Source organism: Alkalimonas sp., from assembly GCF_020831925.1.
Lineage (GTDB): Bacteria > Pseudomonadota > Gammaproteobacteria > Enterobacterales > Alteromonadaceae > Alkalimonas.
The window spans coordinates 1-12,763 of the sequence record NZ_JAFIFQ010000038.1 but is presented as its reverse complement, the minus strand read 5'-3'; the positions used below and the strand labels follow the sequence as shown (position 1 = coordinate 12,763).

Here is a 12,763-nt window from a genome sequence, read left to right as displayed (position 1 = left end):
CTTGCCATCCTGAAACCTTGCTTCGGGAGGGCAGCTAGTAAATACCAGAGGATAAGTAACGATCACCGCGATCGCAGATAATGGCGACTATCACGGCGTTATCCAATTGTTCGGCCAGTTGCAGAGCGGCATGCACAGCACCGCCCGAGCTGACGCCGGCAAAAATGCCTTCCTCGCGGGCCAGTCGGCGCATGGCGCTCAGTGCATCCTGCTGATTGATATCGATCACCCGATCGACCCGGCTTTTGTCGAAGATGCCTGGCAAATAGGCTTCCGGCCAGCGACGAATGCCGGGGATCTGGCTGCCTTCGGAGGGCTGCAAACCGACAATTTCAATGGCCGGGTTTTGCTCTTTTAAGTAGCGCGACACGCCCATTATAGTGCCGGTAGTACCCATGCTGGAAACGAAATGGGTGATCTTGCCCTGACTTTGCTGCCAGATCTCCGGCCCGGTACCAGCGTAATGGGCTGCGGGGTTGTCCAGGTTGTTGAACTGATCCAGCACAATGCCTTTGCCCTCAGCCTGCATGCTAAGCGCTAAATCACGCGCCCCTTCCATACCTTGTTCTTTGGTTACTTCAATCAGCTCGGCGCCATAGGCGCGCATGCCTGCCTTACGTTCTTCAGTGGCATTGGCCGGCATGATCAAGGTCATGCGATAGCCTTTAATGGCCGCTGCCATCGCCAATGCAATGCCGGTATTGCCACTGGTCGCCTCGATAATGCAATCACCGGGCTTGATGCGGCCACTCGCTTCTGCCTGCAAAATCATATTCAGCGCCGGCCGGTCTTTGACCGAGCCCGCCGGATTGTTGCCTTCCAATTTTACCAGCACGGTGCTGTTGGTATGGCTGGCTAAACGTTGCAATCGCACCAGTGGGGTTTGGCCGACATAGGATTCAATGGTAGGGAACATGCTGATAACCCGTCAGTGACTTTGTTGCCAGTATACCCGAATCAGCGACTGGCTGTCAGGCGCTTCAGATTGTCGCAAATTATCGCGGCAGCAATGCCGACATTCAGAGATTCGGCGTCGCCATAAGCCGGGATGGTGATTTTGCGGCTGATGCACTGGCTGAGCTGCGGACTGATGCCATTGGCTTCGTTGCCAAGCACGATAAAGCCACCCTGTTGGCTAAGCTGCAGTTGATGAACATTCTCACCACCCAGATAAGCGCCATATACCGGTAGTGTGCTATTGGTCAGTGGCTCTGCCAGCGGAAGATAATGCAATTGAACCCGTAAAAAAGAACCTTTGGCAGCGGCTATCACTTTGGGATTGTAACAATCGGCGGTATCGGGTGAACAAAGGATATGGCGTATGCCATACCAGTCGGCAATACGAATAATGGTGCCGAGGTTACCCGGATCGTTAATGCTATCCAGCACCAGGGTCCATTGTTCTGATGCGGCATGAAACGCCGGCCACTGTGGCATGGCAACAACAGCCAGTGCCGCATCGTTGCTGCTAAAGGTACCCACTTTGACCAATTCGTCGCTACTGCAAGCTTGCACCAACTGCGCCGATTGAGTGGCAGCAGCATGCTGCTGCAAAAAGCGCTCGGTGGCAAAAACGGCCGGCACCTGCCAGCCGGAGGCCAGTACTTCCAATACGGCCTTTTCGCCTTCGACGATAAACTGCTGCTCAGCCTTGCGGTATTTTTTCAGCTGCAGTGATTTAATAAGCTTGGCCCACTTGGTACTGATCATGCTTTTTGCTTGGGTCGCTAAAGTTGATCACCATTTTACCCAGACTTTACGGCTCTGTCCGATTAAATTCGTCGCTATCCCCTTGTCTATAGTCGGTATCGTCTCCAAATAGAAGTTAAGGGAAACATTTCAACGCCAGGGTGGTCCATGGATAGAGTTTCCCAGGTTAAAGCAACTATCAAAGGAGTTGTCTATGCAGATTCAAATCAACAGTGATCGTAATATCCAGGCCGATGAACGTTTGGCCGAGTTTGTGCGTGAGACCTTAAAAAGCAAATTAGAGCGTTTTTCTGATCACATTACCCGTATTGAAGTGCACTTAAGCGATGAGAACAGCAGCGCCAAGCAGGAAGGCAACGACAAGCGTTGCCTGTTGGAAGCCCGGTTGCAGGGCATGGATCCGATGGCGGTGACAGAGCATGCCGCTGCAGTGGGCCAGGCAGTAAGCGGTGCGGCCGATAAGCTGCAACGCAAGTTAAGTTCAGTGATTGGCAAGTTGCGTGATAAACAAAGCCGCTCGGTCAGCCCCGATTTTTCCGAGCCAGAGCCAGCAGAGCCCGAGCAGGGCTAAGCGCCAGTAAGACTTTTGTATACTGAAACGGCGCCATTGGCGCCGTTGTTGGTTTTATTCGCGGTGAAACACTTGGTTGCCTGCCAGCCAGGTTTGCAGCACTTCCAACTGCCAGAGCTGCTCGGGCGGGATGGCAAAAGGGTCTTGCTCCAGTACGATAAAGTCAGCCCACATGCCAGGTGCCAGCGAGCCTAAACGTGCTTCCTGAAAGGCGCCATAGGCGGCATCGCGGGTAAAGCTGCGCAGGGCTTCGGTTAACGTCAGCCGTTGCTCTGGCCGCCAGCCACCGACCGGCTGGTTGTGCTGATCTTGTCGGGTTACTGATGCGTGCAAGCCATGAAACGGATTGGCCAGCTCGACCGGAAAATCGGAGCCGCCAACAATGGGGCTACCCTGATCGACAAAAGTACGCCAGGCATAAGCACCGCGTAGCCGCGCAACTCCCAGTCGATCACCAGCCATATTCATATCCGAGGTGGCATGCACCGCCTGCATCGAAGGCAACACATGCAAGGCTTTAAAACGCGGAATATCCTGTGGCGAGACGATTTGTGCATGCTCCATGCGATGACGGCCCAGGGCTAGTTGCTCGTTGCTGGCTAATTGTTCAAAGCGATCCAGTACCATGCGATTGGCCCGGTCACCGATAGCATGCACATTGGCCTGAAAGCCTGCCTGGATGGTGGCTTGCATTTGGGCAGTGAGCCTGTCTGGCTCGGTCACCAGCAGGCCACGATGCTCGGGCTGGTCGCTGTAATCGGCCAACAGGGCAGCGCCGCGACTGCCCAAAGCGCCGTCGCCATAGAGTTTTACTGCCCGGATCAGCAGCAAATCCAGCTCATCGTCAATAATGCCCTGATCCAGCCAGTCCTGCAGATCGGGGTTGCGGGCGGAGAGCATGGCATAAATACGCAGCGGCAAAGCGTTTTCTGCGCGCAGGCGCTGATACAAACGAGCCAGACTGCTATCGATGCCGGCATCGTGCACACTGGTAATGCCGAGCGATAACAGTTCGGCAAAAGCAGCTTCCAGCGCCTGAATTACCTCGGCTTCATTGGGCTCCGGTAAAACAGCACCGATGTACTGGCGGGCATTGTTCAGCAGCACTCCGGTAGGGTTGCCCTGTTCGTCACGCAGAATGCGGCCACCGGGCGGGTCCAGGGTGTCTTTGGTAATGCCGGCCAGCTCCAATGCCTTGCTGTTGGCCCAGCCAGCATGTCCATCAATCCGGCTCAGCCAGACTGGCCGATCCGATACCACTTCATCCAGCAGGGCGGTACTTGGAAACTCGTTGTTGTCCCATAACACCTGATTCCAGCCGCGCCCCTGGATCCATTGCTGCTCTGGATGCTGAGCGGCAAATGCAGCCACCCGCTCCACGGCTTCTTGCTCGCTCTGGGTGCCGCGAAGTTCTACCTGCATCAGGTTCTGGCCCAGCCCAAGAATATGGCCGTGGCCGTCAATCAATCCGGGTAGCATGGTTTTGCCCTGGCCATCCTGCCAGTTGGCGTCTGGGAAATCCTGCACAATGGCATCACCCCGAGCCAGCACTTTACCGCTGTCGGTATCAATCAGCAGTTGCTGAAACTGTACCAACTGGCCATCGGCAGCAAAGCCATAACCCTGAATATTGGTCCAGCCCAGTTGCTGGGCGAGGGCGCTGCTGCTAAGCAACAGCGTCGTGGTAAGTGCTAGTATGGATCGCATGGTCTGTTCCTGAAATTATTGGTATGGATTTCATTATTTTTATACGTTCTATCCGACGGGCAAAGCACTGAAATTTACCCGTCGGATTCACTATAACAGCTGTTATTTGTCGCTGTCAGCCTCTGCGGCCTGAGGATGGCTGGCTGCGGCCAGTCGGATCATCTGCTTGATTTGCTGCACAATGGCGGCGGTGGTTTCAGGTTCAAAAGCGGCAATGCGTGGCGTGTGAATATGACCAACCGGCAGCTTTGGAGCGTAGCGATCACGCAGCAGGATGCTGCGATAAGAAATCTCATTCGACAGATAGCCACCACCTCCGCCCTGCACCGCAGTTTGATCTGCGAGTTCAGTAAGGGACTGCGCTGCAAACTCGCCGCGTTCCAGCGTGGTCACACTGCGATTGTCGTTGATGTGAAAGCGTCCCTCGGCCTGCACCATGGCCTGATAGGGCAGGCTGTAGGCAACGAACTCCGGGCCGGCCAAAGGGGTGCCATCAAGCAGTGGCAACACCGGGTTGCTGGCGCTGCCACCGGTATAAACATTCAGATTGTCCGGTGCCTCGGCGCTGCGTCGGCGGCCGGGGAAGTGCTCCAGATCAAAGTGCTGCCGGCCCATGCTGACGGTGAGTAGTAGATCAATGCTCTGCTCTGAAAGCAAGGGGGTTAGCAGCTGCTCGATCATGCCCTGATCAAAATCGGCAAAACGTACCGGGATCATGGCGGTTTGTACTTCAATTTGCCGGCCATCCTGCTGGAATACCCAGCCATCCAGCATCAGGGCGGTGACGCCGGACGGGTTGGACTGGTTCAGGTTACGGTCCAGTAAGAAAGGGTCGAAGCCGGTCAGCAAAATACGCACATCGCTGTCTTTTGCAAACCGGATGGTCAGCTGGCCTCGGCTACTTAATTCCAATGCCTCCAACAGTACCGGCAAATGGACGCAGGGTTGATGTTGCTGACACCATTGGCGTAGGGTCTGGGTCATCATCAGCCGGGCCCAGTACAGGGCTCGGTCATCGTAGTTGGGGTTGGTTCTGGCCTGATAGGTCGCCTGTTGCCACAGTTGCTCGCCATGCTGGCGCAAGCGAGGTGCCAGGTCCCGGCTATGTTCGGTGTGCTGCAGCTCCAGCCGCAGGTTATTGACCAGGGGCTCAAAACGGCTTAACACCTGCGGCATCGCCTGCCAGGCTGCTTCCAGCCGTTGCTCCTCTACTGTTGCATAGGCAATTGCCGGCTCCGAAACCTGGACGCTGCTTAACAACAAAGCAGAGGAGAAAACGGTGGAGATCAAACTGGGCATAACGGACCCCACTTAAGGGTTGGGTTGGCTCAGCAGCTGTTGCAGCGGCTCTGCCAAATGCTCTAGGTGTGAGCCAAGTATATGGCAAACTGCCAGGCGGTTCAAAGCTGCTGCATACCAACTGCCTTCTGACCAATTGGGCGAGGCCATCAGATAGCTGGTTGCAGATGGTTCATCCTCCAACACGATATCGGCCCGTCCTTGTTGCAATAAGCCAAAAGCTTGCTCGAGACTGGCAACCTCCAGCCGTCTTCCCTCAAAGTGCGTTTGCTCTGCCATCTTAAATCCACGGATATGCACCACGATAAGGCTGGAGTTGCTTTGCCAGTTTTCCAGGGTGTTGGCTGACACTGCGAAGGCTTTTAGTGTGAAATCACCAAGGGGAACTGGAATCATCAGAATATCCGGGTATTCATCTTGCAACACGCAAAGACGAAAGAGATCTGCATCGAGCTCCTGTGAGCGGACTAAGCGTAATCGCCGCTCGGATGGCAGGGGAAAGAAAACAGGTTGATACCCTAGTTGCTGATAGGCCAGCTTCAGACGTTGCTCTATTAGAGAGCTCAGTTCAGATGGGCTTTGCGTGTTGCCAATACTAATTTCAGGCAAGCTGTTACCCAAGGCATCGCTGACGATCAGCAAACCGCCAAGAGTCAGGCACCTTATCCAGGCATGACCACTGAGTGACAAAACCATCGAAACCCTGTGCTGTGAAGAAGTCCTTTTCAGTATAGGTTGCGATTCTGCAGTCGCCCAGTACGAACTGGCTCTGTTTTTTGTTGTTTTAGCCGATTAAGCCAGGCCGCCGCGGCACAACTTGGCCGGATCCAGCAGGGCTTTGAGTTCTTTTTCTGTTAAATCGGTTTCCTCCAGCGCGACCTCCAGCACAGAGCGTCGTTGCTGATAGGCTTTTTTAGCGATTTCGGCTGCTTTCATGTAGCCAATCACCGGGTTTAACGCCGTGACCAACATAGGGTTGCGATGCAGCGCCTGCTGAATATGCGCTTCATTGACGGTAAAGCCGGCAATGGCCTGATCGGCCAGCGCCTGACAGCCATTGGCCAGCAACTCAATGCTTTGCAGCAGGTTGTAAGCAATCACAGGCAGCATCACATTCAGCTCAAAATTGCCGGATTGACCTGCCACTGTGATGGTGCTGTCGTTGCCAATTACCTGAGCACAGAGCATGGCAACCGCTTCCGGCACCACCGGGTTGACTTTACCGGGCATAATGGACGAGCCGGGTTGCAGGGCCGGTAGCTCAATTTCCGCCAGGCCAGCTAAAGGGCCTGAGTTCATCCAGCGCAAATCATTGCTGATTTTCATCAGGGAGACGGCCAGTGTTTTTAGTTGACCAGACAGGTTCACGCTGAGATCCTGACTGCTGATACCAAAGAAGAAATCATTGGCCGGGCTGAACGGGTACTTTAGTTCGCTGCTGAGGTGCTGACAAAAACTGCTGGCAAAGGCCGGGTGCGCATTAATGCCGGTACCGACGGCCGTGCCGCCTTGCGGCAACTGGCGCAGGCTGTGCAGCACCTGTTGCAGCTGTTCGCGGTTATGCAACAGCTGGCTTTGCCAGCCACCAAGCACCTGGCCAAAGGTCACCGGCATCGCATCCATTAAATGAGTACGACCGGTTTTCACCAGGTGACCGATACGCTGCTCTTTTTGCTGCAAAGTGCTGAGCAAATGTTCTAGCTTTGGCAGCAATTGTTGCTCCAGTGCCAGCAGGGCACTCAGTTGAATCGCCGTTGGGATCACATCATTGCTGCTCTGTCCCAGGTTGACATCGTCATTCGGGCTGACGGCTTCGCCCAGCTGTTGGCTGGCCAGACTGGCCAACACTTCATTGACATTCATATTGCTGCTGGTACCGGAGCCGGTTTGAAACACATCAACCGGGTACTGCTGTATATCGGTCTGCGCCAATTGGGCTTTTGCCGCTGCGATAATGGCGTTGGCCTTGGCCGCTGGCAGTAACCCCAACTGCTGGTTGGCTGCAGCCGCCGCCGCTTTGATGTGCAGCACGGCTTGAATAAAGCGGACAGGCAGGGTTAACCCACTGAGTTGAAAGTTTTGCACAGCGCGCTGAGTTTGTGCCTGATAGAGCGCATCGGCCGGCACTTCCAGTTCGCCCATGCTATCGCGTTCGGTACGTGTGGTCATTTCAGAGCTCCTTTATTCACTATGTGATTGATGATAAAGGCCGCTTGATAAGCTAGCTATCACCAGGCAGTCGCTTTAACAGCAGTGTAGCGGTATTCGCAGCCACCTGCCGGGAAGACAGGTGGTTTTTTTATTTTCACAGGAACCATTTTTCCAATTGCCTATCGAAGCGGAGTTGGTTATTTTTGTGATACTATCCTAAAATCGCTGTGACAAGGGTTATCCTTGTCTGTTGTCTGACTGAATAAAACGATAAAAGCGCTACCGATGCCACAACCTTTGCTCACGCTTACAACCAGGCTACCCAATACGCACCGGCGCATCCTGCTGTCTTTGCTGTTGCTCGGTCTGATGATTCTATTTTGGCCCACCAGCTCCAAGCCGGAAAAGCCGTTGTTAACCCTGATGCCAGTGTTGCTAAGTGCCAGCTGGGCACAGCTTGCACCAGAGCATGGTTGGCAGTTGCAGGTGCAACAGTGGCAGTTGGCCTTGTTTCCTGAACCTGAGCCAGAGGTCGATGAATCCCTCACCCACTATGCTATCCAATCCGGCGATAGCTTAAGCCGCATTTTCTCCCGTCATGGTTTTAGCCAGCAACAGCTGCATCAGATTATGGCGGCCGATCAGTCGCTGTTGGCGTTGGATGTATTACGCCCGGGCCACACCCTGACCTTCCAGCGGGATGAGCACAACGAGTTGCTGTCGATGGAGCTTTTTATCCATGCTGGCAATCGGGTGTTGTTTCAACGCGAAGCCGATGGTGAATTCAGCTATCAGGAACTGTTGGACGAAGGCGAATGGTACAGTCAAACCCTGGTTGGTGAAATTCACGGCAGTTTCTATTTATCGGCACAGCGCGCCGGCCTGAACGATGCCGAGATCGCCACGGTTAGTCAGCTGTTTCGGGATCGGGTGAACTTCTCGCGCGATATTCAGGCTGGCGCCCGCTTTCAGGTGGTGCGTAGCGACAATTACGTCGGTGAAGAAGCTACCGGCCAAAGCCGCATTGAAGGTATCCGTCTCTTTAATCGGCGCCAGCAACTGACCGCCTTTTTACACGACAATGGCCAGTACTATGATGCCGAGGGCAATAGCCTGCAGCGCGCTTTTATGCGCATTCCGTTACAGCGCGAGTTTCGTATCAGCTCGGCGTTTAATCCGCGCCGGTTGCATCCGGTGACGCGTCGGGTATCACCACACAATGGCACTGACTTTGCAACACCCACCGGTACTCCGGTATTGGCTGCTGCCGATGGTGTGGTGATCCGGGTGGAAAATCACCCCTTTGCTGGTCGCTACATCGAAATTCAGCACCATGGTCAGTACAAAACCCGTTATCTGCATCTGGACAGAGCCCTGGTGCGCAATGGCCAACGGGTTGAGCGCGGCCAGCGCATTGCCCTTTCCGGTGCCACCGGCCGGGTCACGGGGCCGCATTTGCACTACGAGCTGCATGTGAACAACCGACCAGTGAACCCAATGACTGCCAATATTCCACTGGCACAACCGATCCCGGATGAAGGCCGTGATGCCTTTTTTGAAAAAGTGGCCTTTATGATCCAGCAAATGGACGAAGAAACCCTGCTGGCACAAAAGCGCTAAGCCGGCCGATTCTCATTGATGCTGGCTTATCTGACACTGTTCGTCAGCGCCTTCACGGCAGCGACCCTGCTGCCGGGCTCCTCTGAAGTCTTACTACTGGCCCTGCAGCAGCAGGGCTATCTGCCTGTCTGGCTTTGGCTCTTTGCCACCACGGGTAATACGCTGGGCTCTTGCGTGAACTGGTACCTCGGTAAAGAGGTCAATCGTTTTCAGCACAAGCGCTGGTTTCCTTTTACACCTGCCCAAATGACCGCTGCCAGCCTGCGCTTTCAGCGCTATGGCAGTTGGAGTTTACTGCTAAGCTGGCTGCCAGTGGTTGGCGACCCACTGACGCTGATAGCCGGTGTGTTGCGGGTGCGCTTTTCGTTATTTCTACTGTTGGTGGCTCTTGGTAAAGGGCTGCGTTATGCAGTGTTGCTTGGGCTTGGCATGGCCATCTTCCCATGAATAAAAAAGCAGGCCTTGGCCTGCTTGGTAAGGTTTAGCGAGATACTCAGTATCTAGTACTTGGCAGCCTGGCCTTCAGCCGGCAGGGCGGCACGAATAAAGTTGCGCAAGTCGTCGTTGGATTTTTTCAAATCCTCGTAGCGCAGATACATCATATGGCCGCTGCGGTAGCCGGCAAAGTGCAGCCGGTTGCGCATTTTGCTGCTGGGGTCCAGCTGCCACATGCTGTACTTGGCATCAAAGTAGTTGGTGGCACCATCGTAGTAACCGGCCTGAAACAGCACTTGCAGATATGGGTTCTGTGCCATAGCCTGGCGCAGGTTATCGCCGGTGTTGTCGTTGGTTCTGTCCCAGGGATGCACCGGGCCGAACATGTTGTATTTGATGTCGGTGACGTAATTCAGATCGTTGCGAATGTAGTGGTTGATGGCCGGGGTAAAGGAGTGCAGCCAGGAAGTCAGCTCTGCCCAGTAATCCGGGCGTTCGCCCACTTCTTTCTTATCAATGCCTAAGTAGCGTGAGTCCAGCCGGCCCACAGTTTTACCCTGCTCGCGCAGTAAGTCTTTCCAGAAAAAGGCGGTATCGATATCCAGGTTACTGCCAAGCACCGATTGCAAGGATAAACCAGAGTAACGAGCCACTTGCTCGGCAATGCGTTGTTTTTCGGCATCCTCAATGAAGGCGCCTTTGGCCAGTGCCGGCAGGTACTGATTCAGGGTAAAGTCTTCGACTTCCGGCAATAATTCATACAGATCGCGCTGCTGCAGATCGGCCGGCAGCACGCCATGGTACCAGGCCGTGGCTGCAAAGTACGGCAGGCGGTTGGCGGCTTTCACCGGCCCCTGGCGGTCGATGCCCATATCGGTTGGGGAAACCAGGATCACCCCATTCAAATACATCCACTGACGGTTTTGTAATTCCAGTGCCAGGCCAGCGACCCGGGTGGTGCCGTAGCTTTCGCCAATCAGAAACTTTGGTGAAGTCCAGCGGTTGTGGCGGGTAACAAAGGTATTGATCCACTCAGCCAAATAGCTGACATCGGCATTCACGCCAAAGAATAGCTCGCGCTGTTTCTCGCGGGATAACAGCTCGCCCTGGCTGTTCGGCACTACCCGGGAATAGCCGGTATTCACCGGATTCACAAACACGATATCGGCTACATCCAGCACCGAGTAAGGATTGGCTTTTACGCCATAAGGCTGCACCGGATAGCCTTCTGCATCAATATTCAGCACCTTGGGGCCGGTGTAGGCCACATGCATCCAGACCGAAGCTGAACCAGGCCCGCCATTGAATGAAATCATCAAAGGCCGTTTGCCGACATCGGAGACATCGGTGCGGCGGTAATAGGTATAAAACAAGGTGGCTACTGGTTCGCCCTGTTCGTCCCAGACCGGCTGAGTACCGGTCAGAGCGCTGTACTGTACGCGCTGGCCGTTAATACGGGTTTGGTGTTTGGTCTCCACCGCCTGATCAATCTCAATCTGGCGTGTCGTGGCATAGCTGAAGCTGCTGCTGAGCAGCAGACAGACAAGTAAAAGAGGTCGAAGCATAATTTTTAGTCAAATTGGCATGGGTTTAACCATTAAACCGGAAAAAAACAGTCCTTGCCAGAGCCCTGCGGCTAATAGCGGCTGTCAGCGATGAAGCGAGTTTTATTACTGCTGAGTGATAATTGTTATCAGTCGCATGTGTTTGATGGTAAAGCATTTTTTGTATTTTTCCCCTTTTTGGACTATGCTTAGTACCCGTTTTAATTTTCGGAGTTTGCTATGCAAGGCCATCCACAGGTGCTGGCGCAACTGAATCAGTTGCTTACCACCGAACTGACCTCGATTAATCAGTACTTTTTGCATGCCCGCATGTACAAAAACTGGGGCTTAAAAGGCCTGAACGATGCCTGTTATAAGAAATCCATTCTGGATATGAAGCAATCCGATAAGCTGATCGAGCGTATTTTATTTTTGGAAGGGCTGCCCAACCTGCAGGCGCTTGGCAAACTGAATATTGGTGAAACACCAGAGGAAATGCTGCAATGCGATATGGATTTCCAGTTGCAACAGGTCCCGCAACTCAAGCAAGCCATTGCGCTTTGTGAGCAGCATCAGGATTATGTCAGCCGCGATATGCTGACCGAGATGCTGGAAGACGAAGAAGAGTACATCGACTGGCTGGAAACCCAGCAGCATCAAATCAATACCATGGGGCTGGCCAATTACCTGCAACTGCAGACGGGAGGTGACTAATGCAGGGCAAGCAAGTCATTATTGACGCACTCAATACCTTACTGGCCAATGAGCTCAGTGCGATGGACCAGTACTTTATTCATTCACGCATGTATCAGGATTGGGGCCTGGAAAAGCTGTATCAGCGTATCGACCATGAGTTTGATGATGAAAAAGGCCATGCCGCCGCCCTGATTGAGCGTATTCTGTTTTTGGAAGGGGTGCCGGATCTGAGCACACGCGATGGCATCAAAGTGGGCAAAGATGTGCCTGAAATGCTGCAAAACGATCTGGATGTGGAATACCGGGTCGATGCCTTGCTCAAAGACACCATGGCGTTGTGTGAAAAAGAGCAGGATTACGTCACCCGTAACATCTTACAGCAGCTACTGGACGATACCGAAAACGACCACGCCTACTGGCTGGAGCAACAGCTACGCCTTATCAAGATGCTCGGCCTGCCAAACTACCTGCAGTCGCAGAGTTAAGCTGACTAGCCCCAAGCTGGTTTGGGGCTCTCAAGCCCTACCACTATGGGCCATAGCACTAAAATAAGCGCTTTAAAGGGTAAAAATAATATTTTTAATCATTTTTAGCGAATAACCCCATCGATTTATATTGAGAATAATTCTCATTTAATTGTTGATCACTGCTGGTAGTCAGTGCCTATAATGGATATATAGATTACCGGAGATCCACATGAATACAGCCAGCTTAAGCATACTGGGCAAACTAACCCCACGTAAACTGTTGGGCTGGGGTATTTTGCTGCTTGGAGCTGGTTATGGTTTGCAGCAGCTGGCCTTATTGATGCAGCAGCAGGATCATGTTCGTTATGCATTCTATGCCGGTATGGTGGCTGCTGCTGCCACTGCCTTAGGTGCGCTTCCTGCCTTGTTCTCGCGCCGTCTTTCCACCCGTTTGCATGCCGCTATGCTGGGGTTTGGTGGTGGGGTTATGCTGGCCGCCAGTATCTTTTCGCTGATCGTGCCGGCGCTGGCTCTGTTTGAAACGACAGCGACGACTCACTGGA

12 protein-coding genes and 1 pseudogene are annotated in these 12,763 nt (G+C 53.7%); 6 read left to right on the top strand and 7 right to left on the bottom strand.

Annotated features, from left to right (window positions below):
* Positions 1-34: 34 nt before the first annotated feature.
* On the bottom strand, positions 35-922 hold the full coding sequence (gene cysM / locus JJU14_RS11960; protein WP_228613866.1) for a cysteine synthase CysM: 888 nt from the start codon (positions 920-922) through the stop codon (positions 35-37).
* A gap of 35 nt (positions 923-957) precedes the next feature.
* Entirely contained in the window at positions 958-1,710 is a 753-nt protein-coding gene (locus tag JJU14_RS11955) for an RNA methyltransferase (RefSeq protein ID WP_228613837.1), read from the bottom strand.
* A gap of 193 nt (positions 1,711-1,903) precedes the next feature.
* Here JJU14_RS11955 and JJU14_RS11950 point away from each other — a divergent pair, with 193 nt between their 5' ends.
* Positions 1,904-2,281: an HPF/RaiA family ribosome-associated protein gene (locus JJU14_RS11950; RefSeq protein WP_228613836.1), complete on the top strand. Its 378-nt coding sequence runs from the start codon at positions 1,904-1,906 to the stop codon at positions 2,279-2,281.
* Between the two features lie 54 nt (positions 2,282-2,335).
* Here JJU14_RS11950 and JJU14_RS11945 read toward each other — a convergent pair whose 3' ends face one another.
* The 4 genes from JJU14_RS11945 to JJU14_RS11930 form a co-directional block, all read right to left on the bottom strand.
* Positions 2,336-3,988 (bottom strand): amidohydrolase, encoded by a 1,653-nt coding sequence (locus JJU14_RS11945; RefSeq protein ID WP_228613834.1) that lies wholly within the window; start codon positions 3,986-3,988, stop codon positions 2,336-2,338.
* Positions 3,989-4,090: 102 nt separating this feature from the next.
* Entirely contained in the window at positions 4,091-5,287 is a 1,197-nt protein-coding gene (locus JJU14_RS11940) for a hypothetical protein (protein ID WP_228613832.1), read from the bottom strand.
* A 12-nt stretch (positions 5,288-5,299) separates the two neighbouring features.
* Positions 5,300-5,983, bottom strand: coding sequence for a hypothetical protein (locus JJU14_RS11935; protein ID WP_228613830.1), 684 nt, complete (start codon positions 5,981-5,983; stop codon positions 5,300-5,302).
* Between the two features lie 96 nt (positions 5,984-6,079).
* Complete coding sequence (locus tag JJU14_RS11930) at positions 6,080-7,456, bottom strand: class II fumarate hydratase (protein ID WP_228613828.1); 1,377 nt, start codon at positions 7,454-7,456, stop codon at positions 6,080-6,082.
* Positions 7,457-7,723: 267 nt separating this feature from the next.
* Here JJU14_RS11930 and JJU14_RS11925 point away from each other — a divergent pair, with 267 nt between their 5' ends.
* Both JJU14_RS11925 and JJU14_RS11920 read left to right on the top strand, forming a co-directional pair.
* Positions 7,724-9,058 (top strand): peptidoglycan DD-metalloendopeptidase family protein, encoded by a 1,335-nt coding sequence (locus JJU14_RS11925; protein ID WP_228613826.1) that lies wholly within the window; start codon positions 7,724-7,726, stop codon positions 9,056-9,058.
* Positions 9,059-9,079: 21 nt separating this feature from the next.
* A complete protein-coding gene (locus JJU14_RS11920) occupies positions 9,080-9,505 on the top strand; it encodes a YqaA family protein (RefSeq protein WP_228613864.1) in 426 nt (141 codons plus the stop codon).
* A gap of 53 nt (positions 9,506-9,558) precedes the next feature.
* Here JJU14_RS11920 and JJU14_RS11915 read toward each other — a convergent pair whose 3' ends face one another.
* A complete protein-coding gene (locus tag JJU14_RS11915; RefSeq protein WP_228613824.1) occupies positions 9,559-11,058 on the bottom strand; it encodes a S10 family peptidase in 1,500 nt (499 codons plus the stop codon).
* A 219-nt stretch (positions 11,059-11,277) separates the two neighbouring features.
* Between JJU14_RS11915 and bfr (JJU14_RS11910) the strand changes: the two genes are divergently transcribed.
* The 3 genes and pseudogenes from bfr (JJU14_RS11910) to JJU14_RS11900 form a co-directional block, all read left to right on the top strand.
* The gene (gene bfr, locus JJU14_RS11910) at positions 11,278-11,751 is read left to right on the top strand and encodes a bacterioferritin (protein ID WP_228613822.1); all 474 of its coding nucleotides are present in this window, start codon (positions 11,278-11,280) and stop codon (positions 11,749-11,751) included.
* A complete protein-coding gene (bfr, locus tag JJU14_RS11905) occupies positions 11,751-12,218 on the top strand; it encodes a bacterioferritin (protein ID WP_228613820.1) in 468 nt (155 codons plus the stop codon). Before bfr (JJU14_RS11910) ends, bfr (JJU14_RS11905) begins: the two co-directional genes overlap by 1 nt.
* A 211-nt stretch (positions 12,219-12,429) precedes the next feature.
* Positions 12,430-12,763: pseudogene (locus JJU14_RS11900) on the top strand (ZIP family metal transporter); the annotation flags it as partial.

Excerpts from the sequence above, each read along its gene's own strand:
- JJU14_RS11955 (WP_228613837.1), bottom strand. The coding sequence starts at position 1,710 with ATGATCAGTACCAAGTGGGCCAAGCTTATTAAATCACTGCAGCTGAAA.
- JJU14_RS11950 (WP_228613836.1), top strand. The coding sequence starts at position 1,904 with ATGCAGATTCAAATCAACAGTGATCGTAATATCCAGGCCGATGAACGT.
- JJU14_RS11945 (WP_228613834.1), bottom strand. The coding sequence starts at position 3,988 with ATGCGATCCATACTAGCACTTACCACGACGCTGTTGCTTAGCAGCAGC.
- JJU14_RS11940 (WP_228613832.1), bottom strand. The coding sequence starts at position 5,287 with ATGCCCAGTTTGATCTCCACCGTTTTCTCCTCTGCTTTGTTGTTAAGC.
- JJU14_RS11935 (WP_228613830.1), bottom strand. The coding sequence starts at position 5,983 with ATGGTTTTGTCACTCAGTGGTCATGCCTGGATAAGGTGCCTGACTCTT.
- JJU14_RS11930 (WP_228613828.1), bottom strand. The coding sequence starts at position 7,456 with ATGACCACACGTACCGAACGCGATAGCATGGGCGAACTGGAAGTGCCG.
- JJU14_RS11925 (WP_228613826.1), top strand. The coding sequence starts at position 7,724 with ATGCCACAACCTTTGCTCACGCTTACAACCAGGCTACCCAATACGCAC.
- JJU14_RS11915 (WP_228613824.1), bottom strand. The coding sequence starts at position 11,058 with ATGCTTCGACCTCTTTTACTTGTCTGTCTGCTGCTCAGCAGCAGCTTC.
- bfr (WP_228613822.1), top strand. The coding sequence starts at position 11,278 with ATGCAAGGCCATCCACAGGTGCTGGCGCAACTGAATCAGTTGCTTACC.
- bfr (WP_228613820.1), top strand. The coding sequence starts at position 11,751 with ATGCAGGGCAAGCAAGTCATTATTGACGCACTCAATACCTTACTGGCC.